The sequence below is a fragment of the Streptomyces pactum genome, from assembly GCF_002005225.1.
GTDB lineage: Bacteria > Actinomycetota > Actinomycetes > Streptomycetales > Streptomycetaceae > Streptomyces > Streptomyces pactum_A.
Genome location: NZ_CP019724.1, coordinates 6,791,965 through 6,815,646, shown reverse-complemented (window position 1 = coordinate 6,815,646; position 23,682 = coordinate 6,791,965). Strand labels below are relative to the sequence as shown.

Annotated in this window: 18 protein-coding genes and 1 pseudogene; 7 read left to right on the top strand and 12 right to left on the bottom strand. The window is 70.2% G+C overall.

Annotated elements, in window-relative coordinates; translation table 11 throughout:
- The first annotated feature begins 22 nt into the window (after positions 1-22).
- The gene (locus tag B1H29_RS29325; protein ID WP_199832265.1) at positions 23-1,036 is read left to right on the top strand and encodes a LacI family DNA-binding transcriptional regulator; all 1,014 of its coding nucleotides are present in this window, start codon (positions 23-25) and stop codon (positions 1,034-1,036) included.
- Positions 1,037-1,131: 95 nt separating this feature from the next.
- Here the strand turns inward: B1H29_RS29325 and prcA are convergent, their stop codons facing one another.
- From prcA to arc, 6 genes and pseudogenes are all read right to left on the bottom strand, one after another.
- A complete protein-coding gene (prcA, locus tag B1H29_RS29320; RefSeq protein WP_055416068.1) occupies positions 1,132-1,884 on the bottom strand; it encodes a proteasome subunit alpha in 753 nt (250 codons plus the stop codon).
- A 59-nt stretch (positions 1,885-1,943) separates the two neighbouring features.
- Positions 1,944-2,789 (bottom strand): proteasome subunit beta, encoded by an 846-nt coding sequence (gene prcB, locus B1H29_RS29315; protein WP_055416069.1) that lies wholly within the window; start codon positions 2,787-2,789, stop codon positions 1,944-1,946.
- Positions 2,741-2,866: pseudogene (locus tag B1H29_RS39540) on the bottom strand (endonuclease VII domain-containing protein); the annotation flags it as partial. The gene prcB and the pseudogene B1H29_RS39540, both read right to left, overlap by 49 nt.
- Positions 2,867-3,015: 149 nt before the next feature.
- Positions 3,016-3,234: a ubiquitin-like protein Pup gene (locus tag B1H29_RS29305; RefSeq protein ID WP_053128307.1), complete on the bottom strand. Its 219-nt coding sequence runs from the start codon at positions 3,232-3,234 to the stop codon at positions 3,016-3,018.
- A 178-nt stretch (positions 3,235-3,412) separates the two neighbouring features.
- Positions 3,413-4,924, bottom strand: coding sequence for a depupylase/deamidase Dop (dop, locus tag B1H29_RS29300; protein WP_348273494.1), 1,512 nt, complete (start codon positions 4,922-4,924; stop codon positions 3,413-3,415).
- Positions 4,925-5,156: 232 nt separating this feature from the next.
- Positions 5,157-6,923 carry a proteasome ATPase gene (arc, locus tag B1H29_RS29295; protein WP_055416071.1) on the bottom strand — a complete coding sequence of 589 codons (1,767 nt, stop codon included), beginning with the start codon at positions 6,921-6,923 and terminating at the stop codon, positions 5,157-5,159.
- A gap of 245 nt (positions 6,924-7,168) precedes the next feature.
- Between arc and B1H29_RS29285 the strand changes: the two genes are divergently transcribed.
- Positions 7,169-7,474, top strand: a complete 306-nt coding sequence (locus B1H29_RS29285; protein WP_055416072.1) for a ferredoxin — start codon at positions 7,169-7,171, stop codon at positions 7,472-7,474.
- Positions 7,475-7,547: 73 nt separating this feature from the next.
- Here the strand turns inward: B1H29_RS29285 and B1H29_RS29280 are convergent, their stop codons facing one another.
- From B1H29_RS29280 to B1H29_RS38670, 3 genes are all read right to left on the bottom strand, one after another.
- On the bottom strand, positions 7,548-8,126 hold the full coding sequence (locus tag B1H29_RS29280; protein WP_055416073.1) for a hypothetical protein: 579 nt from the start codon (positions 8,124-8,126) through the stop codon (positions 7,548-7,550).
- Positions 8,127-8,435: 309 nt separating this feature from the next.
- A complete protein-coding gene (locus tag B1H29_RS29275; protein ID WP_055416074.1) occupies positions 8,436-9,338 on the bottom strand; it encodes a tRNA (adenine-N1)-methyltransferase in 903 nt (300 codons plus the stop codon).
- 47 nt (positions 9,339-9,385) lie between these two features.
- Entirely contained in the window at positions 9,386-11,293 is a 1,908-nt protein-coding gene (locus B1H29_RS38670; RefSeq protein WP_055416075.1) for a site-2 protease family protein, read from the bottom strand.
- A gap of 175 nt (positions 11,294-11,468) precedes the next feature.
- Here B1H29_RS38670 and B1H29_RS29265 point away from each other — a divergent pair, with 175 nt between their 5' ends.
- Together B1H29_RS29265 and B1H29_RS29260 are read left to right on the top strand one after the other, a co-directional pair.
- Positions 11,469-12,446 (top strand): RecB family exonuclease, encoded by a 978-nt coding sequence (locus B1H29_RS29265; RefSeq protein WP_055416076.1) that lies wholly within the window; start codon positions 11,469-11,471, stop codon positions 12,444-12,446.
- A gap of 14 nt (positions 12,447-12,460) precedes the next feature.
- Positions 12,461-13,132: a response regulator gene (locus B1H29_RS29260; protein ID WP_037765038.1), complete on the top strand. Its 672-nt coding sequence runs from the start codon at positions 12,461-12,463 to the stop codon at positions 13,130-13,132.
- Positions 13,133-13,257: 125 nt separating this feature from the next.
- Here the strand turns inward: B1H29_RS29260 and B1H29_RS29255 are convergent, their stop codons facing one another.
- From B1H29_RS29255 to metH, 3 genes are all read right to left on the bottom strand, one after another.
- Positions 13,258-14,859 (bottom strand): ABC transporter substrate-binding protein, encoded by a 1,602-nt coding sequence (locus tag B1H29_RS29255; protein ID WP_055416077.1) that lies wholly within the window; start codon positions 14,857-14,859, stop codon positions 13,258-13,260.
- 443 nt (positions 14,860-15,302) lie between these two features.
- Positions 15,303-16,004, bottom strand: a complete 702-nt coding sequence (locus tag B1H29_RS29245) for an HAD family hydrolase (RefSeq protein ID WP_055416078.1) — start codon at positions 16,002-16,004, stop codon at positions 15,303-15,305.
- Between the two features lie 128 nt (positions 16,005-16,132).
- Positions 16,133-19,645: a methionine synthase gene (gene metH / locus B1H29_RS29240; RefSeq protein ID WP_055416079.1), complete on the bottom strand. Its 3,513-nt coding sequence runs from the start codon at positions 19,643-19,645 to the stop codon at positions 16,133-16,135.
- A 524-nt stretch (positions 19,646-20,169) separates the two neighbouring features.
- Here metH and B1H29_RS29235 point away from each other — a divergent pair.
- The 3 genes from B1H29_RS29235 to glpK all read left to right on the top strand — a co-directional run bounded on the left by B1H29_RS29235 (position 20,170) and on the right by glpK (position 23,682).
- Positions 20,170-20,934: an IclR family transcriptional regulator gene (locus B1H29_RS29235; protein ID WP_055416080.1), complete on the top strand. Its 765-nt coding sequence runs from the start codon at positions 20,170-20,172 to the stop codon at positions 20,932-20,934.
- A gap of 329 nt (positions 20,935-21,263) precedes the next feature.
- Positions 21,264-22,058 carry an MIP/aquaporin family protein gene (locus tag B1H29_RS29230; RefSeq protein WP_055416081.1) on the top strand — a complete coding sequence of 265 codons (795 nt, stop codon included), beginning with the start codon at positions 21,264-21,266 and terminating at the stop codon, positions 22,056-22,058.
- Positions 22,059-22,143: 85 nt separating this feature from the next.
- Complete coding sequence (gene glpK / locus B1H29_RS29225; RefSeq protein ID WP_055416082.1) at positions 22,144-23,682, top strand: glycerol kinase GlpK; 1,539 nt, start codon at positions 22,144-22,146, stop codon at positions 23,680-23,682.

Sequence of the window (23,682 nt, the reverse complement as noted above, 5' to 3'; positions counted from 1 at the left end):
CAGACGAAAGCGCAGGCGAACGGTGGCACGAGGCAACACCCGCCCCACGAGCCGGGACGTCGCCCAGGCCGCCGGCGTCTCCCAGGCCGCGGTGTCCCTGGTCCTCGGGGACAAGTGGCGCGGCCGCGTGTCGGAGCCCACGGCCCAGCGGGTCCGGGAGGCCGCGCACCAACTGGGCTACCGCCCGAACCTGGCCGCCCGTAACCTGCGCCTGGGCCGCACGCGCACGGTTCTGCTGGTCGTCCCCGCGCTGACCACGGAGTTCTTCGCGGAGGTGTACACGGGCGCCGCGCGGGTCGCCGCCGAGCACGGCTTCGGCGTGGTCCTCTACCCCTCCCCCGAGGGCATCGGCCCCGCCCGGGACCCCTTCGCCTCGGCGCAGGCCGCCCTGGACGGCGTCATCGCGTCCTCCATGGCGGCCGACGCGCTCACCGCGATCCGGGGCGACCAGCTACCCCTCGTCATGCTGGACAGCGACCCCGAGGGCAGCCTGGGCGCCGCGACGGTCAACCTGGACATCGCCGACGGCATCCGTCAGGTCGCGGAGCACCTGCTGTCCCTGGGCCACCGCCGCTTCCTCCACCTAGCGGCGGACGTCCCGTCCTGGACCTTCGAGGTACGCGCCCGGGAACTGGCCACACGGCTGGCTGACGCCCCCGGCACCGAACTGCGCACTGCCCACGCCCCCATCTCCATCGAGGGCGCCCAGACCGCCGCGGAGGCCGCCCTCGCGGCTTTTGGGGTGGCCCGGCCCACGGCGCTGGTCTGTGACGACGACAAACTCGCGGCCGGCGCGTACAAGGCGGCCCGGCGGGCCGGGCTCCGCATCCCCGACGATCTCTCGATCACCGGCCTGGACGACCTGGGCCTGGCCACGGCCATCGACCCCGAGCTGACGACCGTCCGGCTCGACGCGGAGCTGTTCGGCGAGCGGGGCATGCGGGCCCTGCTGGCGGTGCTGGAGGGGCGGGCCCCCGAGGAAGGGGACATCCCGGTGAACCTGGTGGTACGGGGCTCCACGGCACCGCCGCGGTGAGCTCCGCGATGCCCGCGACGGGGCGGGCCGGCGCCGGCTCGCCCGGGCGGCGCCTGCGGGGTGCCGCCTCGGACACCCCGCGACGCCAACCGCTGCTACTCGTCCGCGTCCCCGTCCGCGTCCCCGTCCTCCGGGGACACCTCACCCGGAACCGAATCCAGCAGCCGGGAAAGCCGCGCCCCCACGATCCGCTTGAACTTCCGCTTCTGCGGACGCGTGCGGTCCAGCACGGCGACTTCCAGCCGCTCCGCCGGAATCTCCCGCTCGCTGCCGTTCGTGTCCCGTGACAGCGCCTGCACCGCCAGCTTCAGGGCCTCGGCCAGCGTCATGCCGTCCCGGTGCCGCTGGTCCAGGTACCCGCTGATCTGCTCGGCGTTGCCGCCGACCGCGACCGAGCCGTGCTCGTCCACGATGGAGCCGTCGTGCGGCAGCCGGTAGATCTGGTCACCGTCGGCGCTGTCGCCGACCTCGGCGACGACCAGCTCCACCTCGTACGGCTTCTCGGCCTGGCTGGAGAAGATCGTGCCCAGCGTCTGGGCGTACACGTTGGCCAGACCGCGGGCCGTCACATCGTCACGGTCGTACGTGTAACCGCGCAGGTCGGCGTAGCGCACCCCGCCGATCCGCAGGTTCTCGTACTCGTTGTACTTGCCGGCGGCCGCGAAGCCGATCCGGTCGTAGATCTCGCTGAACTTGTGCAGCGCACGGGACGGGTTCTCGCCGACGAACACGATGCCGTCGGCGTACTGCAGCACGACCAGGCTGCGGCCACGGGCGATGCCCTTGCGGGCGTACTCCGCCCGGTCGGCCATGGCCTGCTGGGGTGAGACATAGAACGGCGTCGACACCGGTTATCCATCCCTTTCTGGAGAAGTCACTGGACCACCTGACAACACGGACGCACCCGCTACAGCAGCGCGGCCCGCGGGCCGTCGGGATGCTCGAGCCGCCGTTCCAGCACCGCGCGGGCGAGTTCGGAACCCTCGTCCTCGCTCAGCCGGCGGAAGCCGTCCTCGGTGATCACAGTGATGATCGGGTAGATCCGGCGGGCGACATCGGGACCACCGGTCGCCGAGTCGTCGTCTGCCGCGTCGTAGAGCGCCTGGACCACGAGCGTCGTGGCCTGCTCCTCGGTCAGGTCCTCGCGGTAGAGCTTCTTCATGGCGCCACGGGCGAAGATCGACCCCGACCCGGTGGTCGCGAAGTTCTGCTCCTCGGACCGCCCGCCCGTCACGTCGTACGAGAAGATGCGGCCCCTGCCGCGGTCCACGTCGTACCCGGCGAACAGCGGCACCACGGCCAGTCCCTGCATCGCCATGCCCAGGTTGGACCGGATCATCGTGGACAGGCGGTTCGCCTTGCCCTCCAGGGACAACTGGGCGCCCTCGACCTTCTCGAAGTGCTCCAGCTCCAACTGGAACAGCTTCACCATCTCCACGGCCAGGCCCGCCGTGCCGGCGATGCCCACGGCCGAGTACTCGTCGGCCGGGAAGACCTTCTCGATGTCCCGCTGGGCGATCATGTTGCCCATGGTGGCCCGCCGGTCACCGGCGAGAACGACACCGCCGGGGAACGTCACCGCCACGATCGTGGTGCCGTGCGGCGCCTCGATCACACCCTGAACCGGCGGCAACTGCCGGTTGCCCGGGAGCATCTCCGGCTGGTGCTCACCGAGGAAGTCCATGAACGAAGAGGACCCGGGCGTCAGGAAGGCAGCTGGCAGACGCCCGGTGCTACGAGTGTTGGCTTCCACGCGATTCCTTCCACGTATGCGACAGCTATGTCACGGACCCTACCCGGCTGCGGGCAGTGATCCACATACTCGGCGGGAACCACGGAACGAACACCCCGGCCCCCGTCTCGTACCGCGCGCGGCACGGTTCTCACCGCACCGCGCGCGACGCCTCACGTTCTGCTCGTCCGCCCCTCATGCGGCCCTCGGGCCATCGAAGCGAAGGAGAAGCAGGCCGTCAGCCGGCCTACTGGCCACCCTTTTGCACGAAGCTTCGAACGAAATCCTCGGCATTTTCCTCGAGTACATCGTCGATCTCGTCCAGGACGGAGTCCACGTCGTCGTTCAGCTTCTCCTGGCGCTCCTTGAGGTCCTCGGAAGCCTGTGCGTCCTGCGCCTGCTCCTCGACCTCCTCCGTGGAACGCGTGGCCTTCTGCTGCCCGCCGCCGGTGTCCTTGGTCGCCATAACCCTCACCCCGCTCGGTTCGCCCGACACAGTTGCTCGGTCAAGATCAGACCCTACAAGCCGGGTCCGACATCGGCCCCGCAGTTTCTCCAACGTACGGGTGCCACCTCGATGGTTCCCGGACCCGGGGGTTTCCACCCTGTCCGGCCGACTCCTCCCGTGTACCCGCTCGGCCCGGTCACCCGCCCGACAGGACCTTGACCAGGTCTTCCGCGGTGCGGCAGCGGTCCAGGAGCTCCTTGACGTGATTACGCGTTCCGCGAAGCGGTTCCAGGGTTGGCACCCGCTGCAGCGAGTCCCGGCCCGGCAGGTCGAAGATCACCGAGTCCCAGGAGGCCGCCGCGACGTCGTCCGCGTACTGCTCCAGGCAGCGTCCGCGGAAGTACGCGCGCGTGTCCTCCGGCGGCTTCGTCCGGGCCCGCTCGACCTCGGTCTCGTCCAGCAGCCGCTTGATGCGGCCGCGGTCCACCAGACGGTTGTACAGGCCCTTGTCGGGCCGTACGTCGGCGTACTGCAGGTCCACCAGGTGCAGCCGGGCCGCGTCCCAGTCCAGGTCGTCCCGGCGGCGGTAGCCCTCCATGAGCTCCCGCTTGGCGACCCAGTCCAGCTCGCCGGCCAGACTCATCGGGTCGTTCTCGAGCCGGTTGAGGGTGTCCTCCCAGCGGCCCAGGACGTCCTTGGTCTGGTCGTCGACGTCGGCGCCGTACCGTTCCTCGACATACTTGCGGGCCAGTTCGTAGTACTCCATCTGGAGCTGTACCGCGGTCAGTGTCCGGCCGCTGCGCAGTGTGACCAGGCGCTTCAGCGACGGGTCGTGCGAGACCTGGTGGAGGGTGCGCACCGGCTGGTCCACGGCCAGGTCGACGGCGATGAACCCGTCCTCGATCATCGACAGCACCAGGGCCGTCGTGCCCAGCTTCAGATAGGTCGAGATCTCCGACAGGTTCGCGTCACCGATGATCACGTGCAGTCGCCGGTACTTCTCGGCGTCCGCGTGCGGTTCGTCCCGCGTGTTGATGATGGGCCGCTTCAGCGTCGTCTCCAGGCCCACCTCGACCTCGAAGTAGTCCGCGCGCTGGCTGAGCTGGAAGCCGTGCTCGTGGCCGTCCTGGCCGATGCCGACGCGGCCGGCGCCGGTGAAGACCTGGCGGGAGACGAAGAAGGGCGTCAGGTGGCGCACGATGTCCGAGAAGGCGGTCTCCCGCTTCATCAGGTAGTTCTCGTGCGTGCCGTAGGAGGCGCCCTTGTTGTCGGTGTTGTTCTTGTAGAGGTGGATCGGCTGGGCACCGGGCAACTGGGCGGCCCGCTCGGCGGCCTCGGCCATGATCCGTTCGCCGGCCTTGTCCCACAGGACGGCGTCCCTCGGGTTGGTGACCTCCGGAGCGCTGTACTCGGGGTGGGCGTGGTCGACGTAGAGCCGTGCCCCGTTGGTGAGGATCACGTTGGCCAGACCGATGTCCTCGTCGGTGAGCTGGCTGGAGTCGGCGGCCTCGCGGGCGAGGTCGAAGCCCCGCGCGTCCCGCAGCGGATTCTCCTCCTCGAAGTCCCAGCGGGCCCGGCGGGCCCGGTGCATCGCCGCCGCGTAGGCGTTGACGATCTGGGACGAGGTGAGCATGGCATTGGCGTTCGGGTGGCCGGGGACGGAGATTCCGTACTCCGTCTCGATGCCCATTACTCGCCGTACGGTCATGCGGCCCTCCTTGCCCGGCGGCGCCCGTCGTGGGCGCCGCTCAAGTACCGCTGGCGCTCCGATGCGTGTGCGGTGCCCGTCCCCGCACTGCGCGACTCGGCGGTATGGAAGAGCCTAGAACGCCTTTGCGCCGGTGGGGAGATCATTTGCGGCATTGCCTTGCTCCAGTCGGGGCTCCGGAAAACAGTCGGCTGCGGGTACCCGCTGAGGGCACCCGCAGCCGCCCCGCCTTTTACAGGTACTGACCGGTGTTCGCCACCGTGTCGATGGAGCGTCCGGTGTCCGCGCCCTGCTTTCCGGTGACGAGCGTACGGATGTACACGATCCGCTCGCCCTTCTTTCCGGAGATCCGGGCCCAGTCGTCCGGGTTGGTGGTGTTGGGCAGGTCCTCGTTCTCCTTGAACTCGTCCACGCAGGCCTGGAGGAGGTGCGAGACGCGAAGGCCCTTCTGGTTCTTCTCGAGGAAGTCCTTGATCGCCATCTTCTTGGCGCGGCCCACGATGTTCTCGATCATGGCACCGGAATTGAAGTCCTTGAAGTAAAGGACTTCCTTGTCGCCATTGGCGTAGGTGACCTCCAGGAAGCGGTTCTCCTCGGATTCGGCGTACATCTGTTCCACCGCCGTCTGGATCATGCTCTGGACGGTGGCCGCCTTGTCCTTCTCGTGCTCCGTGAGGTCGTCCACGTGGAGCGGGAGGCGCTCGGTGAGGTACTTGCCGAAGATGTCCTTGGCCGCCTCGGCGTCCGGACGCTCGATCTTGATCTTCACGTCGAGCCGGCCGGGCCGCAGGATGGCGGGGTCGATCATGTCCTCGCGGTTGGAGGCACCGATCACGACCACGTTCTGCAGGCCCTCCACGCCGTCGATCTCGGCGAGGAGCTGCGGGACGATGGTGTTCTCCACGTCCGAGCTGACGCCGGAGCCACGGGTGCGGAAGAGGGACTCCATCTCGTCGAAGAAGACGATGACGGGGGTGCCCTCGCTGGCCTTCTCACGAGCCCGCTGGAAGACCAGGCGGATTTGCCGCTCGGTCTCACCGACGTACTTGTTGAGCAGCTCGGGACCCTTGATATTGAGGAAGAAGCTCTTGCCGGCGGCCTGGCCGGTCACCTCGGCGACCTTCTTGGCCAGCGAGTTCGCGACCGCCTTGGCGATGAGTGTCTTGCCGCATCCGGGAGGCCCGTAGAGCAGGACGCCCTTGGGCGGACGCAGCTCGTGCTCCCGGAACAGGTCGGGGTAGAGATAGGGGAGCTCGACCGCGTCGCGGATGGCCTCGATCTGTCCGCCGAGGCCGCCGATCTGCTCGTAGCCGATGTCGGGGACCTCTTCGAGGACGAGTTCCTCGACCTCGCTCTTGGGAACGACCTCGTAGACGTAGCCGGAGCGGGGTTCGAGCAGGAGGGCGTCGCCGGGGCGGATGTTGATGCCGCGCAGCGGCTCCGCGAGCCGGACCACCCGCTCCTCGTCGGTGTGCCCGAGCACCAGGGCTCGCTCGCCGTCCTCGAGGATCTCCTTGAGGGTGACGATGTCGCCGACGCTCTCGTACTCCATGGCCTCGACCACGTTGAGCGCTTCGTTGAGCATCACTTCCTGGCCGCGCCGGAGCTCTTCGAGCTCGACGCTCGGGCTGACGTTCACCCGGAGTTTGCGGCCGCCGGTGAAGATGTCGGCGGTACCGTCCTCGTTCGCCTGCAGGAAGACGCCGAAGCCCGCCGGCGGCTGGGCCAGCCGGTCGACCTCCTCCTTGAGGGCCACGATCTGGTCGCGGGCCTCGCGGAGCGTTCCGGCGAGCCGCTCGTTCTGGGCGGACACACCGGCCAGGTTGGTCTGCAGCTCGACAATCCGCTCTTCGAGAATTCTCGTGTGCCGCGGAGATTCGGCGAGCTTGCGTCGCAGGACGGCGATCTCCTGCTCAAGGTAGGCCACCTGCCCGGCCGGGTCCTCGGACCCGCGTCCCGGGCGGATGCCGCGGTTCATGTCGTCGTCGTGGGCTGCCACGGTCCTCACCTCCTCCAAGGGGAGCTGGACGCTTCCAGACCCTACCTGGGTGGGTGTCGATTGAAACCCCTAGATCACAAAGACTGTCGGGGTGTGTCCGATCTTCACCCTTGCGCTCTCCCTCACGCCAGGGGAATACCCACGGAACGTGAGTGGAACCCAGCCGGAGGTAGGGTCGAAGTGTTCAACACCCGTCAGAGCTGGCCGGATTCCCGAACGGCTCGACGCAGGAAACGGCAGGAGAGATGACCGTGCAGCAGGAGGCCGGAGTCGACGGCGAGGCACTGGAGGTCTGGATCGATCAGGACCTGTGTACCGGCGACGGCATCTGTGCCCAGTACGCGCCGGAGGTGTTCGAGCTGGACATCGACGGTCTGGCCTACGTCAAGGGCGCGGACGACGAGCTCCTCCAGGCCGCGGGAGCGGCAACGCCCGTGCCGTTGCCGCTCCTCACGGACGTGGTCGACTCCGCGAAGGAGTGTCCGGGCGAGTGCATCCACGTACGTCGCGTTTCGGACAGGGCCGAGGTCTACGGTCCGGACGCAGAGTGACCGAACTGTGACTCAGTCCGCACGCTCCGTGACCGTTGTCTGATGTGCCACACCATCCGTCACAGGCTGCCGGTCATACGGTGCGCGCCTGGGACGGCGTGTCGCGGACGAACGAACCGTTCTCCCACCGCCACTTCACGTCGTCCGTGACATCGGGGCAGCAACTGGGCACGTCGGCCGACGAGTAGCCGAGAAGCGTGGCGTGGACGGCGCCGCCGCGCACCGCGAAGTCGGTGACCGTCCGGCGGTCCTTCGGGTTCACGAGGGCGGCCACGACGCGGGGCTTGCCGCCGTCGGCGCCCCGCGTGACGACGTACACCCCGTCGGGCGGGGTGCCCATGGGTGCGTCGCAGTGCACGACGGCCACCGTCTCCGGCCGCCCGTCGCCGTCGAGGTCGCCGGATGCCTTCTTCACCACCACTGCCTCGACCGGACCGCACTCCAGGGGAAACGCGACGGCCGCCGGATCGGGCGGTGTGCCGTGCGCCGGGGCGTGCTTCGTTTCGGGGACGGGGGTCTGCGCCGCCGTCGCGGCGTCGGGCTGCAGGACCGAGGACAGGGCCACCACCCCGGCGAGGGCCGTGGCGGTGGCGACCCAGTGGATCGGGCGGGTGTGCGTGTGCGTGAGATCCGGAACGGCGGGGTGCTGCACGAGGAGTGTCTCCTGTGAGGGCTGTGCCGGCGGGGGGTGGCCAGCATCGTGCCACACGTCACAGTGCGGGGGAACGGCGGGGTGGGTACTCGGCCGGGCTGCGCCGCTCCGCCGCGCATCGCACCGGTTCGCCGGTCCGTCCGGTTCGCCGGTCCGTCCGGTTCGCCGGTCCGTCCGGGTCGCCGTGCCGCCCCGGGGCACCGGTCGAGCCGCGCCGTCCGGTCAACACGAAGGCGCCGTGGTGGAGTTCCGGACGGTCTCGGGAACTCCACCACGGCGCCTGCACGTTGATCGCGGCACGGGGTCGCCTCAGCGGCCGGAGCCTCCACCGGCGTTGGGGCCGTCGTAGTCCTCGCCATAGGCGCCCTTGGCGGGGCGGCGGCGGCGCATGGGCGGCTCGACGCCGTCCGCGAGGCGACGGGCGGTGAGCAGGAAGCCGGTGTGGCCGATCATCCGGTGGTCCGGGCGGACGGCCAGGCCCTCGACGTGCCAGTTGCGGATCATCGTCTCCCAGGAGGTCGGCTCGTTGAAGCAGCCGATCTCGCGGATGGACTCGACGGTCCGGGCGAGCTGGGTGGTGGTCGCGACGTAGCAGCACAGGATGCCACCGGGCACGAGTGCCTTGGAGACCGCCTCCAGACACTCCCAGGGGGCGAGCATGTCGAGGATGACGCGGTCGACGTCGGCGTCGGACAGGTTGTCCTGGAGGTCGCCCACGGTGAGCTGCCAGGCGGGGTGCGGGCCGCCGAAGTAGCGCTCCACGTTCTGCTTCGCGATGTCGGCGAAGTCCTCGCGGCGCTCGTAGGAGTGCAGCATGCCCTGGTCGCCGATGGCGCGCAGCAGGAAGCTGCTGAGGGAGCCGGAGCCCACGCCGGCCTCCACGACGCGCGCGCCGGGGAAGATGTCGGCGAAGGCGAGGATCTGCCCCGCGTCCTTCGGGTAGACGACGGCTGCCCCTCGGGGCATGGACAGGACGTAGTCGGGGAGCAGGGGGCGCAGCGCGAGGTAGGCGACGTTCCCGGTGGTGCGGACAACGCTGCCCTCGGGAGCGCCGATCAGTTCGTCGTGGGGGAAGGAACCCTTGTGGGTGTGGAAGTTCTTCCCGGCCTCGAGCGTGAACGTGTAGTGGCGGCCCTTGGGGTCGGTGAGCTGAACCTGGTCCCCGACCTTGAAGGGCCCGCGCCTGCGGGCGGCACCGGTCGGTTCGGACATGTGACCAGCCTACCGGTCCCCGGCGGGGCCGCCGACCACACCGGTGGTCAGGAGGGGCGGGCCATGGCCTTGACGAAGGCCCGCTCGACGTCGGCCGCGGACAGGACACCGTAGATCTCGCCGGTCTCCTCGACCACCAGGTACTCGGTCGCCGGGTTGGCGCGCAGCGCGTCCAGGAGTTCCTCGCCCGACAGCTCGGCCGACAGGCGCATGCCGTCGGTGAGGTCCTGGGCGAGGGTGCTGACCGCCACCCAGGGGCGGCGGTGCTCGGCCACGCCGACGATGGCGGCCTCCCGGACCAGCGAGACGGGGCCGCCGTCGCCGTCGACGACGACCAGGGCGCGGGCCCCGGAGGCGTTGGCACGGCGCAGCGCCTCGGAGAGCGGGGTGTCGGCCGGGACGGGGACGGCGCGCCGGGTCAGGGCACGGGCGCGCAGCTCCGGGAGGTGTTCGCGCAGCCGCGCCATGCGCAGGCTGTTCCCGGCGCCGGTCCAGATGATCGCGGCGAGGATCGCGGCGAGCAGGGCGTCCAGGACGGTGTCCATGCCCACGTCGTCCGCGGCGCCGGAGCCGAGGGACTGGGTGAGCAGCGGCAGGCCGACCAGCACGGCGATGGCGAGGGCCCGGCCGACCCAGGCGGCGGCGATCGTGCCGTGCATCGGCTTGCCGGTGATCTTCCAGACGACGGCGCGGAGCATCCGGCCGCCGTCGAGGGGGAGGCCGGGCAGCAGGTTGAAGGCGGCGACGAGGAGGTTGGAGACCATCAGGCCGGCCAGCAGGACGCCGGGGACGCTGTCGGGCTCCACGGGCAGCAGGGCGGCGTAGAAGACGCCGGCGAGGACGAGGGAGAGCAGCGGTCCGACGAAGGCCAGCACGAACTCGCGGCCGGGGGTCTCGGCCTCCTTCTCGATCTCGGAGACGCCGCCGAAGAACTGGAGCTGGATGCGGCGGACCGGGAGCTTGAAGCGGAGGGCGGCGACGGTGTGGGCCAGCTCGTGGACGAGGACGGAGGCGTAGAAGGCGACCGCGAAGAAGAGGGAGACCAGATAGCGGGCGGCGCCCAGCTCGGGCAGCACGCGGTCGAGCTGTCCGCCGAACACCCAGGTGATCAGGGCGGCGACCAGGAACCAGCTCGGTGCGACGTACACGGGCACGCCGAAGGGCCTGCCCATCAGCAGCCCGCCTCCGGGCTCCGGCTTCCGCTGCGGGGGCCGGCCGGGACCGGGACCGGTGTCGGCGGGGTCCTCGCGACCGCCGCGACCGGGCTTCGCGGGTACCTGGGCGGGGCGGTCGCCGCCGGAGGAGGGGCCGGGCCGGTGGCCTTCACTGCCCGTGCCGCCCACGCCGCCCACCGGCGGCTGCGTCGGCGGGCGGACGGTCCCGTCGCGCCCGGCGGCCGGCTCACCCGGCCGGGTACCGGCGCCGGACATCGCGCCCGGCGTGGAGCCGGCGGGGCCGGTCTCGCGGGGCGGGGTCTGCGCGGCCGGGTTCCGGTCCGGGGTGGCGTCCTGCGGAACGGCGTCCTCCCGGGTGCTCCGTCCGGTCTCGTCCTGCGCGGTGGCTCCCAGGGGGTCCTTCCGCAGCGTCTCGGGACCCGGCGTCGGACGGGCCGGCGCCTCAGCATCCGGCGTCGGACGGACCGGCGTCCCCGAGCCCGGCGTCGCACCGCCCCCCGCCTCCACGCCCGGTGTCGGGCGGACCGGCGTCTCGTGGTCCGGCGCCTCGGAGCCAGGGGTCGGCGGGTGGCCCGCGGCGGGGCCGGTTGCCGTCCGGGGCCGGTCCGCGGGGCCCTGTCCCGTGGTCCGGGGCCGGTCCCCGGGTCGCTTCTCGGGCGGGCTGGAGTCCGCGGGGTCCGGCTGCCCGGACTCGGTGGCCGGGTCCGTGGGTCCTGCCTGGGACTCGGCCGACTCGTCGTTGCCGGACCGCGGCTGCCCGCTCCCGCCGCTCACGTCCACGGTGTCCCCTCGTTCGAAGCGTCTCCCGCGCCTGCCGGGCGGGAGGGTCTCCTGTCGATGGTATGCGTCCGTCGCGGCCCCTTCCGCCCCGGCACCCCTGCGCTTCCCTTTCGTCGCAAGGGTCACGGGCCGCGAGCTGGGTCGCTGTCGGTGCCGGGCCGTAAGGTCTGTGGGCATGGAGACGAGCATCGAGGATGTCGCGGAGGACGCCGGCGGGCCCGCCCGACCGGCGGCGACGGTGGCAAACCACGAAGACGCGATGGTGGAGGCGGCCGCCGTCGCCACCGCGTCCGTGCCCGCGGCCATAGCGCCGGCCTCGCTCTCGCCCTCCCGGGCCGGCGACTTCATGCAGTGCCCGCTGCTGTACCGGTTCCGGGTCATCGACCGCCTGCCGGAGAAGCCGAGCGAGGCGGCGACGAGGGGCACCCTGGTGCACGCGGTGCTCGAGCGGCTCTTCGACGCCCCGGCGGCCGAGCGCACGGCACCACGGGCGAAGGCGCTGGTCCCGGGCCAGTGGGACCGGCTTCGGGAGAGCAGGCCGGAGGTGGCCGAGCTGTTCGCGGACGACGCGGAGGGCGAGCGGCTGGCGCGGTGGCTCGGCGAGGCGGAGCAGCTCGTCGAGCGCTGGTTCAGCCTGGAGGACCCGAGCCGGCTGGAGCCCGCCGAGCGGGAGCTGTTCGTCGAGGCCGAGCTGGATTCCGGGCTGCGGCTGCGCGGCATCATCGACCGGGTCGACGTGGCGCCCACCGGCGAGGTGCGGATCGTCGACTACAAGACGGGCAAGGCACCCCGGCCGCAGTACGCCGAGGGCGCGCTGTTCCAGATGAAGTTCTACGCGCTGGTGGTGTGGCGGCTGAAGAAGGTCGTCCCGCGGCGCCTGCAACTGGTCTATCTCGGCAGCGGCGACGTACTCACCTACGACCCGGCCCTCGCCGACCTGGAGCGGGTCGAGCGCAAGCTGCTGGCGCTGTGGGAGGCCATCCGGCAGGCGACCGAGACGGGTGACTGGCGGCCGCGTCCCACGAAGCTGTGCGGGTGGTGCGACCACCAGGCGCACTGCCCGGAGTTCGGCGGCACTCCCCCGCCCTATCCGCTGCCGGTGAGGGCGGCCGACTCCGGCGACACCGGGCAGGGCAGAATGGGACCGGACTAGCGAAGGAGACTTACGTGGCCATCCGCGTCCTACTGGTCGACGACCAGCCGCTGCTGCGCACCGGCTTCCGGATGATTCTTGAGGCCGAGCAGGACCTCGCGGTCGTCGGCGAGGCCGGAGACGGCCTCCAGGCACTCGACCAAGTGCGGGCCCTGCAGCCCGATGTGGTGCTGATGGACATCCGCATGCCGCGGATGGACGGTGTGGAGGCGACCCGGCAGATCACCGGGCCCGAGCGGGACGGTCCGGCGAAGGTGCTGGTACTGACCACCTTCGACCTCGACGAGTACGTGGTGGAGGCGTTGAAGGCGGGCGCCAGCGGCTTCCTGCTGAAGGACGCCCCGGCCAACGAGCTGGTGCAGGCGATCCGCGTGGTGGCGAACGGCGAGGCGATGCTCGCGCCGAGCATCACCCGGCGGCTGCTCGACAAGTACGCCACGCATCTGCCCTCCGGCGACGAGCCGGTGCCGGACACCCTGCACACGCTGACCGAGCGTGAGGTGGAGGTGCTGAAGCTGGTGGCCCGCGGCCTGTCCAACGCGGAGATCGCCGCCGACCTCTTCGTGAGCGAGACCACCGTCAAGACGCACGTGGGCCACGTGCTGACCAAGCTGGGCCTGCGCGACCGGGTGCAGGCCGCGGTGTACGCCTACGAGAGCGGTCTGGTCCGCCCCGGCGCGCAGTAGGCCGCTCGTACGGGCGCCGGCCTCGACGCGTACGGCACCCGTACGGCCCACGATAGGCACGAACCCCGAAGGGCGCCCTCTTCCGACGAGAAGAGGGCGCCCTTCGGGCTGTGTCCGGTGGGGCGTCAGCCGCTCACACCCCGGCCCAGTTCCCAGAGCTGGAGCGACGAGGAGGAGTTGAGGACGTAGGCCGTGCCCGTGACGTCGTCGCGGGCGGCGACGTACTGCTTGCCCTGCCACAGCGGGATCATCGGGACGTCGGCGGCGGTGATGTCCTGGATCTCGGTGAGGCTGTCCACGGCGGAGAGCCGGTCGGCCTCGCGACGGGACTCGGGGATCAGGGTGTTGATGATCTCCGGGTTCGCGTACGGCGAGTTGAGGGTGTTGTCCTTGTCGAGGAACGGCGCGATGAAGCTGTCCGCGTCCGGGAAGTCGGGGAACCAGCCCATCCCGAAGACGTCGTACTCGCCCTTCAGTTCCGCCGGGCGGAACTTGTCCCAGGGCGTGCCCTTGATGTCGACCTCGAAGAGACCGCTCTCGTTGAGCTGCTTCTGCAGCTCCTCGAACTCCTGCTTGGTCGCGGCACCGTAGTGGTCCGTCGTGTAGTGCATCGTGAGCTTCACCGGCGTCTTGACGCCCGCGTCCTCCAGCATCCCCTTGGCCTTGTCCACGCTCGGGTCGCCGTACGTGTTGAAGAACGAGTTGGAGTGACCGGTGATGCTGGCCGGGACCATCGAGTACAGCGGTTCGGCCTGGGAGCCGTAGACCTCGGAGACGAGTTCGCTGCGGTTGATGAGCTGGGCCATCGCCTTGCGGACGGCCTTGTCCCGCACCGTAGGCGCCTCCGTGTTGAAGGCCAGGTAGCGGATCTCGAGGCCGGCCACCTCGACCAGGTCGACGTCGCCGTCCGTGGCGTTGGAGAGCTTACGGATCTGGTCCGGCGTCATCGCACGGGTCATCACGTCGATGTCACCCTTGTCGAGCGCGGCGCCCATGGCGTCGGCGTCCTCGAACGACACCATCTCGACCTTGTCGTTGTTCACCTTCAGACTCCCCTTGTAATGGGGGTTCTTGGTGAACACGGCCTTGGTCATCTCGTTGTTCTCGACCTCGGCCTTCATGGTGTACGGGCCGGAACCGTCCAGCTCGAAGCCCTCGCGCAGCTTGCCCTTCTCGTAGTCGTCCGGGTTGACGATGCCCGCGACCGGGGTCGACAGCTTGAACGGGAAGGTGGCGTCGGCGGTCTTGAGGTGGAAGATGACCTCGCGGTCGCCCTGCGTCTCGATGGTGTCGACGGTCGACAGCAGCGCGAACACCTGGCTGTCGGCCTCGATGGACAGGGCGCGTTCGATGGAGAACTTCACGTCCTCCGCGGTGACGGGGTCGCCGTTCGCGAACTTCAGGCCGTCGCGCAGGGTGCAGGCGTAGCGCTCGTTGCCGGTATCGGTGAATCCGCACTTCTCGGCGGCCTCGGGCACGGGTTCACCGTCGCCGCGGGGCTGGACCATCAGGGTCTGCGTGGTCTGACGCAGGATGTTCCAGGAGCCGACATCGTAGGCGTACGCCGGGTCGAGGGGCGCGGGTGCCTCCTCCGAGGCGGTGAACCGGTCCGTGGTGCCGACGACGATCGCGTCCCCGCCGCTGCCGCTGTCGGACCCACCGCAGGCGGCGAGCACCGGCGCGAGCAGGCCGACGACGGCCGGCAGCACCAAAGTCTTGCGGTTCATGCTCGAGTTTCTCCAGAGCTGTCGGTCCGTGTATCCGGCATGCAGGGGTGTCGCGGCGGATCACGGGGATAGTGGCCGATGTTCTCGCGACGAGATTAGTCCGCGCTCGCACTGGGTCTCGCAGCCACCGGAGTTGAGGACTCATCACAGAGCGAAACCGGGTGTGGACACACCGAAAACCCGACAGTGGAAGGATTCGTGCAGGGTTTCACCAATCAGGACACAAGGGCACCTCGACAACGTTCGCCAGGTGCGAGAAGGCACACCCGGGCCCCCCTGTCGACCCCTGACAACGTGTCGAACGTCACACAACGGCTTCTGCCGGTAGGTGCCGGAATTCGGCCATCCGGAGCGGCGGAATTACCCCGTCGCGCGCGCCGCGTGGTCTCGCTCGGCCGTTCCCGGAATTGCCGCGTTAACGCCGCTGCACGCTGGGTGAACGGCTAGCGCATTTGTGTCATCAGACCGCGCAGAAATGTCAGGTCCACCTCTTCCAGGGAACCGACCACCGTGCGCCGGACGGCCGGGGTGATGGGAGCGACCGAGGGCACGGCCACGACGTGGCAGCCGGCTGCCTCCGCGGCGGCGACCCCGGTCGCCGTGTCCTCCACGACGGCGCACCGGGCCGGGTCCACTCCCAGGCCGGCCGCGGCGGCCAGGTACGGGTCCGGGTGGGGCTTGGTGCGCGGCACCTCGTCACCGGCGACGGTGAGGCCGAAGTACTGGGGGCCCAGCGAGGTCAGCACGCGGTCGATGATGCGCCGGTGCGAGGCGGAGACCAGGGCCGTGGGGATCTCGTGCGCGGAGAGTTCCGCGAGCAGCCGGGCGGCTCCCGGCATGAGCGGCAGGGCACGGCCGATGCGCTTCTCGAAGCCGTCGTTGAGCAGCACGCTGAGTTCGGCGAGCGTGATGCCGGCCCCGGTGGCCTCGATCAGGAAGCCGGCGCTGCGGCTCATCGGGCCGCCGACGACCACGTGGCGCCAGGAGTCGTCCAGGGTGTGACCGAGGGAGGCGAAGACCTCGACCTCGACGTCCCACCAGAAGCCCTCGGTGTCCACCAGGGTGCCGTCCATGTCGAGGAGCACTGCCTGCAGGGCGGAGCCTTCGGCCGTACGGGTTCCGAGCGCGGGGACCGTACTGGTCATCCACGTACCTCCTTGAAGGGACGATGAGGCCGGTTCCCACGAGGGGAACCGGCCTGCGGTGGACCGACCAGTGTACGACGTACGGGTCGAGAACGCCTGGTGTGGCTCGTGCGGCGGCTACGGGGGCCTCAGCGGGCGTTGAAGTACTTCGCCTCCGGGTGGTGGATGACGATGGCGTCGGTGGACTGCTCGGGGTGGAGCTGGAACTCCTCCGACAGGTGCACACCGATGCGCTCCGGTTCGAGGAGGGCGGCGATCTTCGCGCGGTCCTCCAGGTCCGGGCAGGCGCCGTAGCCGAGGGAGAAGCGGGCGCCCCGGTACTTCAGGGCGAACATGTCCTCCATCTCGGCCGGGTCCTCCCCGGCGAAGCCGAGTTCGGAGCGGACGCGGGCGTGCCAGTACTCGGCGAGGGCCTCGGCGAGCTGTACGGACAGGCCGTGCAGTTCGAGGTAGTCGCGATAGGCGTCGGCCTGGAACATGCGGGCCGTCTCCTCGCCGATGCGGGAGCCGACGGTGACGACCTGGAAGCCGACGACGTCCGTCTCGCCGGACTCCTCCGGGCGGAAGAAGTCGGCCAGGCACAGGCGCCGGCCGCGCCGCTGGCGGGGGAAAGTGAACCGGGTGCGCTCGTTGCCGGCCTCGTCGAGGACGATCAGGTCGTCGTCCTTGGAGACGCAGGGGAAGTAGCCGTAGACCACGGCCGCTTCCAGCAGGTTCTCCGTCTGGAGCCGGTCGAGGAGGCCGCGCAGCCGCGGCCGGCCCTCGGTCTCGACGAGTTCCTCGTACGAGGGTCCCTCGCCGGTGCGTGCCTGCTTCAGGCCCCACTGGCCCTTGAAGAGGGCACCCTCGTCGAGCCAGGAGGCGTACTCCTTGAGCTGGATGCCCTTGACGACGCGGGTGCCGCGGAAGGGCGGCTCGGGGACCGGGTTGTCGACGGCGACGTCGGAACGGACGTGCCCCTCCTCGGGGCGTTCCTCGACCTCCACGGTGGCCGCGCGGACCCGGCGCCGGCGAAGTTCGGGCAGCTTGGCGCCGGGCACACCGCGTTTGATGCCGATCAGGGCGTCCATCAGGCGCAGGCCCTCGAAGGCGTCGCGGGCGTAGCGGACCTCGCCGTCGTAGATCTCGTGCAGGTCCTGCTCGACGTAGGCGCGGGTGAGGGCCGCGCCGCCCAGGATCACGGGGTAGTCGGCGGCCAGCTTGCGCTGGTTGAGCTCCTCCAGGTTCTCCTTCATGATCACCGTGGACTTGACCAGAAGCCCGGACATGCCGATGACGTCCGCCCGGTGCTCGTCGGCCGCCTCCAGGATGGCGGAGACCGGCTGCTTGATGCCGAGGTTGACGACCGTGTAGCCGTTGTTGGACAGGATGATGTCGACGAGGTTCTTGCCGATGTCGTGGACGTCGCCGCGGACGGTGGCGAGCACGATGGTGCCCTTGCCCTCGTCGTCCGTCTTCTCCATGTGCGGCTCCAGATGGGCCACCGCGGTCTTCATGACCTCGGCGGACTGGAGCACGAAGGGGAGCTGCATCTGGCCGGAACCGAACAGCTCGCCGACCACCTTCATGCCGTCGAGCAGGGTCTCGTTGACGATGTCGAGGGCCGGGCGCTCCCGGAGGGCGTCCTCCAGGTCCTGCTCCAGGCCGTTCTTCTCGCCGTCGATGATCCGGCGCTTGAGCCGCTCGTCCAGCGGAAGGGCGGCCAACTCCTCGGCCTTGGAGGCCCGCAGCGATTTGGCCGTGGCGCCCTCGAAGAGCGCCATCAGCTTCTGCAGCGGGTCATAACCCTCTCGGCGGCGGTCGTGGATGAGGTCCAGGGCGGTGGTGACCTGCTCCTCGTCGAAGCGGGCGATCGGCAGGATCTTCGAGGCGTGCACGATCGCCGAGTCCAGGCCCGCCTTGACGCACTCGTCCAGGAAGACGGAGTTGAGCAGGATGCGGGCGGCCGGGTTGAGGCCGAAGGAGATGTTCGACAGGCCGAGGGTGGTCTGCACGTCGGGGTGACGCCGCTTCAGCTCGCGAATGCCCTCGATGGTGGCGATGCCGTCCTTGCGGGACTCCTCCTGGCCGGTGCAGATGGTGAAGGTCAGGCAGTCGACGAGGATGTCCGACTCGTGGATGCCCCAGTTGCCCGTCAGGTCGTCGATCAGCCGTTCGGCGATCTCGACCTTCTTCTCGGCGGTGCGGGCCTGGCCCTCCTCGTCGATGGTCAGCGCGATGAGCGCCGCCCCGTGCTCGCGGGCCAGCTCGGTGACGCGCGCGAAGCGGGACTCGGGGCCGGCGCCGTCCTCGTAGTTGACGGAGTTGATGACCGCGCGGCCGCCGAGCTTCTCCAGCCCGGCCCGCAACACGTCGACCTCGGTGGAGTCCAGCACGATCGGGAGCGTCGAGGCGGTCGCGAAACGCCCGGCCAGTTCCTCCATGTCGGCCACGCCGTCACGGCCCACGTAGTCCACGCACAGGTCCAGCATGTGCGCGCCCTCACGGATCTGGTCGCGGGCCATCTCGACGCAGTCGTCCCAGCGGCCCTCCAGCATCGCCTCACGGAACTTCTTCGACCCGTTGGCGTTCGTCCGCTCGCCGATGGCCAGGTAGGAGGTGTCCTGCCGGAACGGCACGCTCTGGTAGAGGGAGGCCGCGCCCGGCTCGGGCCGCGGGTCGCGCTCGCTCGGGGCGGTGCCGCGCACCCGCTCCACGACCTGGCGCAGGTGCTCGGGGGTGGTGCCGCAGCAGCCGCCGACCAGGGACAGGCCGTACTCGCGCACGAAGGTCTCCTGCGCGTCGGCCAGCTCCGGTGCCGTCAGCGGGTAGTGGGCGCCGTCCTTGCCCAGGACCGGCAGACCTGCGTTCGGCATGCAGGACAGCGGGACGCGGGAGTGGCGGGCCAGGTAGCGCAGGTGCTCGCTCATCTCGGCCGGGCCGGTCGCGCAGTTCAGGCCGATCATGTCGATGCCCAGCGGCTCCAGCGCGGTGAGCGCGGCGCCGATCTCGGAGCCGAGGAGCATGGTGCCGGTCGTCTCCACGGTCACCGAGCAGATCACCGGCAGGTCGAGGCCCAGGGCGTCCAGGGCGCGCCGGGCGCCCAGCACCGAGGCCTTGGTCTGCAGGAGGTCCTGTGTGGTCTCCACCAGCAGCGCGTCGGCGCCGCCGGCGACCAGGCCCTCGGCGTTGCGCTGGTAGGCGTCGCGCAGGACGGTGTAGGGGGCGTGCCCGAGCGTCGGGAGCTTCGTGCCGGGGCCCATCGATCCCAGGACCCAGCGCTGCCGGCCGTCGCGCGCGGCGAACTCGTCGGCCACCTCACGGGCCACCCGTGCTCCCGCCTCCGACAGCTCGTGCACACGCTCGGGGATGTCGTACTCCCCCAGCGCCGAGTGATTCGCACCGAAGGTGTTCGTCTCCACGCAGTCCACACCGACCGCGAAGTACTCCTCGTGCACCGACCGCACGATGTCGGGCCGCGTCAGGTTCAGGACCTCGTTGCACCCCTCCAACTGCTGGAAGTCGTCGAGGGTGGGGTTCTGCGCCTGCAGCATGGTGCCCATCGCACCGTCGGCGACCACCACACGGGTGGCGAGTGCCTCGCGGAGGGCGGACACACGGGTCCGGGTGTCGGCGGACGGGGTGGATGGCGACGAGGCCATGAAAGGGCTCCCTAGGATGCGACGGCTGTCGGCTTTGCGCTGCCCGGTGCCGTCCGCGGGGGACGTCCCGGAGGTGAACGCACGTCGCCAGGGTAGCCGGGACCGGGGGCTGATGTTCGAGGCGTCCACGAGACGGACGAGTATGGCGGGGCCGGACGCCCGCCGAAGGAGTGACGTTTCGGCCCCGGATCGGTCCAGGATCCGTCCAGGATCGGGCCCGGGATCCGTCCGGGAAAGGCCCGGGATCGGTCCAGGAAGGGTCGGAGCGGGGACGGGGGGCGGCCGGTGGGTGGCCGGTCGACGGCTGCTTGACGACTGACCGGCGGTCGGCCGGTCAGCCGGCGGGTTGGTCCGCGTGCGCGGGCCCCGGGGGCGCGGTACGGGCCATCGGGACGTGGCCGGAGTGCAACAGTTGCCCGCCGACCATTAGCGGGAGGTCGACCTGTACCGGTAGTGTTCGGCATTGCCGAACGACGTCAGCGACGCCGAGGTCGGCAGTCGAAGGGGACGGAGGCAGTACGTCGATGGCACGGAACATCCAGTCGCTCGAACGGGCGGCCGCGATGCTGCGCCTGCTCGCGGGCGGCGAGCGGCGGCTCGGCCTGTCGGACATCGCCTCGTCGCTGGGTCTGGCCAAAGGCACGGCACACGGCATCCTGCGCACGCTCCAGCACGAGGGTTTCGTCGAGCAGGACGACGCCTCCGGGCGCTACCAGTTGGGCGCCGAGCTGCTGCGCCTGGGCACGACGTACCTCGACGTGCACGAGCTGCGGGCCCGCGCCCTGGTGTGGACGGACGACCTGGCACGCTCCAGCGGCGAGAGCGTCCACCTCGGCGTCCTGCACCAGCAGGGCGTCCTGATCGTGCACCACGTCTTCCGGCCCGACGACAGCCGGCAGGTCCTGGAGATCGGCGCCATGCAGCCGCTGCACTCCACGGCACTGGGCAAGGTGCTGTCGGCCTACGACCCGGTGGCGCACAGCGAGGCCCTGGAGGCCGACCGCAAGGCGTACACGGACCGGACCGTCTGCGAGCCGGACAGGTTCGAGCACATCCTGGACATCACGCGCGCGCGTGGCTACGCGGCCGACGTCGAGGAGACCTGGGAGGGCGTCGCCTCCATCGCCGCCCCGATCCACGACCGCAGACGCATGCCGGTCGGCGCGGTCGGCATCACCGGGGCCGTGGAACGGCTGTGCCGGGACGGTGGGCTGCGGCCCGAGCTGGTCGCGGCGGTACGGGACTGCGCCCGCGCGGTGTCGCGGGACCTGGGCGCCGGGCGGTTCTAGGGCACGCGGGCACGAGCGGGGAAGCCGAAGGCCGGGACGCCGAACGCGTTCCGGCCTTCGGCGTTCCCCGGCGGGACCGCGGCGCCCGAAGATCGATAAGTCGCGACGATCAATAACGATCGTGCTTTCGATTACAGAGCTCTTGACGCATGCGCGACGCCGACGCGAGACTCGCGTCCATCGGTCGGCATTGTCGAACACCTACCGGCAATACGCGTTAGAGTGTGACAACGCCAAGGGCCGCCATCGCTCTCACACCGAGGGCGCCAGAACACCCGGAGGGACCCGGGGGTTCGGCTTCCCCTGGACGAAGGACAAAGGAGTCGCGGGTGTCCAGCTCCGACATCTTCATCGGCGAGACCATCGGTACCGCCATACTCATCCTGCTCGGCGGCGGCGTGTGCGCCGCCGTGACGCTCAAGGCCTCCAAGGCCCGCAACGCCGGCTGGCTCGCCATCGCCTTCGGGTGGGGCTTCGCCGTCATGACGGCGGTGTACATCTCGGGTCCGCTCTCCGGCGCCCACCTCAACCCCGCCGTGACGGTCGGCATCGCCATCAAGGACGGCGAGTGGGGCGACGTTCCCACCTACTTCGCCGGACAGATGCTCGGCGCCATGATCGGCGCGGCCCTGGTCTGGGCCGCCTACTACGGCCAGTTCCTCGCCCACCTCACCGACCGCGAGATCGTCGGCGGGCCGGGCGCGCAGGACACCACGGCCAAGGCCGTCGAGGCCCAGGAGAAGGGCGCCGGCCCGGTGCTGGGCATCTTCTCCACCGGCCCCGAGGTCCGCAACGCGGTGCAGAACCTCTCCACCGAGGTCATCGGCACCTTCGTGCTGGTGCTCGCGGTCCTCACCCAGGGTCTGAACGACGCGGGCAACGGCCTCGGCATCCTGGGCGGTCTGATCACCGCGCTGGTGGTCGTCTCGATCGGTCTGTCCCTCGGCGGCCCGACCGGCTACGCCATCAACCCGGCCCGTGACCTCGGTCCGCGCATCGTGCACGCCCTGCTGCCGCTGCCCAACAAGGGCGGCTCCGACTGGTCCTACGCCTGGGTCCCGATCGCCGGTCCACTGATCGGCGGCGCGCTCGCCGCAGGTGTCTACAACGTCGCGTTCGCCTGAGCGGGCCCCCGCTCGGCCATCATCGAGCCGCAGAACACGCGCCGTACGCACCGGCCACCACACCACGGAAACCCAGGAGCACACTGTGACCGACGCTCACACCGCAGGCCCCTTCATCGCCGCGATCGACCAGGGCACGACCTCCTCCCGCTGCATCGTCTTCGACCGCGACGGACGCATCGTCTCCGTCGACCAGAAGGAGCACGAGCAGATCTTCCCCAAGCCGGGCTGGGTGGAGCACGACGCCACCGAGATCTGGACCAACGTCCAGGAGGTCGTCGCCGGGGCGGTCGAGAAGGCCGGCATCACCCGGGACGACATCAAGGCCATCGGCATCACCAACCAGCGCGAGACCACGCTCGTCTGGGACAAGAACACCGGTGAGCCCGTCCACAACGCCATCGTCTGGCAGGACACCCGCACCGACGCCCTGTGCCGCGAGCTCGGCCGCAACGTCGGCCAGGACCGCTTCCGCCGTGAGACCGGCCTCCCCCTCGCCTCCTACTTCGCCGGCCCCAAGGCCCGCTGGCTGCTCGACAACGTCGACGGCGTGCGCGAGCGCGCCGAGGCCGGCGACCTGCTCTTCGGCACCATGGACACGTGGGTCATCTGGAACCTGACCGGCGGGGTGAACGGCGGCAAGCACGTCACCGACGTCACCAACGCCTCCCGCACCATGCTGATGAACCTGCACACCATGCAGTGGGACGAGAAGATCGCCGAGTCCATCGGCGTGCCGACGCAGATGCTCCCCGAGATCCGCTCCTCCGCCGAGGTCTACGGCGAGATCACGGGCGGCCGGCTCGGCGACCTGCTCGGCGGCATCCCGGTCGCCTCCGCGCTCGGCGACCAGCAGGCGGCCCTGTTCGGCCAGACCTGCTTCTCCGAGGGCGAGACCAAGTCGACCTACGGCACCGGCACCTTCATGGTGATGAACACCGGTGACAAGCTCATCAACTCCTACTCGGGCCTGCTCACCACCGTCGGCTACAAGATCGGCGACCAGGACACGGTCTACGCCCTGGAGGGCTCGATCGCCGTCACCGGTTCGCTGGTGCAGTGGATGCGCGACCAGATGGGCCTGATCTCCACCGCCGCTGAGATCGAGACCCTCGCCCTGACGGTCGAGGACAACGGCGGCGCCTACTTCGTGCCGGCCTTCTCCGGCCTGTTCGCCCCGTACTGGCGCTCCGACGCCCGCGGTGTGATCGCCGGCCTCACCCGGTACGTCACCAAGGCGCACCTCGCGCGCGCCGTCCTGGAGGCCACCGCCTGGCAGACGCGGGAGATCGCGGACGCCATGACCAAGGACTCCGGTGTGGAGCTGACCGCCCTCAAGGTCGACGGCGGCATGACCTCCAACAACCTGCTGATGCAGACCCTCGCCGACTTCGTGGACGCCCCCGTGGTGCGCCCCATGGTCGCCGAGACCACCTGCCTCGGCGCCGCCTACGCCGCCGGCCTGGCCGTCGGCTTCTGGAACAGCACCGACGACCTGCGCGCCAACTGGCGGCGGGCCGCCGAGTGGACCCCCCGCATGGACGCGGAGATCCGCGACCGTGAGTACAAGAGCTGGCTCAAGGCCGTCGAGCGGACCATGGGCTGGCTCGAGGACGAGGAGTAA

Excerpts from the sequence above, each read along its gene's own strand:
- B1H29_RS29305 (WP_053128307.1), bottom strand. The coding sequence starts at position 3,234 with ATGGCGACCAAGGACACCGGCGGCGGGCAGCAGAAGGCCACGCGTTCC.
- dop (WP_348273494.1), bottom strand. The coding sequence starts at position 4,924 with ATGACCGTACGGCGAGTAATGGGCATCGAGACGGAGTACGGAATCTCC.
- B1H29_RS29285 (WP_055416072.1), top strand. The coding sequence starts at position 7,169 with ATGACCGTGCAGCAGGAGGCCGGAGTCGACGGCGAGGCACTGGAGGTC.
- B1H29_RS29275 (WP_055416074.1), bottom strand. The coding sequence starts at position 9,338 with ATGTCCGAACCGACCGGTGCCGCCCGCAGGCGCGGGCCCTTCAAGGTC.
- B1H29_RS29265 (WP_055416076.1), top strand. The coding sequence starts at position 11,469 with ATGGAGACGAGCATCGAGGATGTCGCGGAGGACGCCGGCGGGCCCGCC.
- B1H29_RS29255 (WP_055416077.1), bottom strand. The coding sequence starts at position 14,859 with ATGAACCGCAAGACTTTGGTGCTGCCGGCCGTCGTCGGCCTGCTCGCG.
- B1H29_RS29245 (WP_055416078.1), bottom strand. The coding sequence starts at position 16,004 with ATGACCAGTACGGTCCCCGCGCTCGGAACCCGTACGGCCGAAGGCTCC.
- metH (WP_055416079.1), bottom strand. The coding sequence starts at position 19,645 with ATGGCCTCGTCGCCATCCACCCCGTCCGCCGACACCCGGACCCGTGTG.
- B1H29_RS29235 (WP_055416080.1), top strand. The coding sequence starts at position 20,170 with ATGGCACGGAACATCCAGTCGCTCGAACGGGCGGCCGCGATGCTGCGC.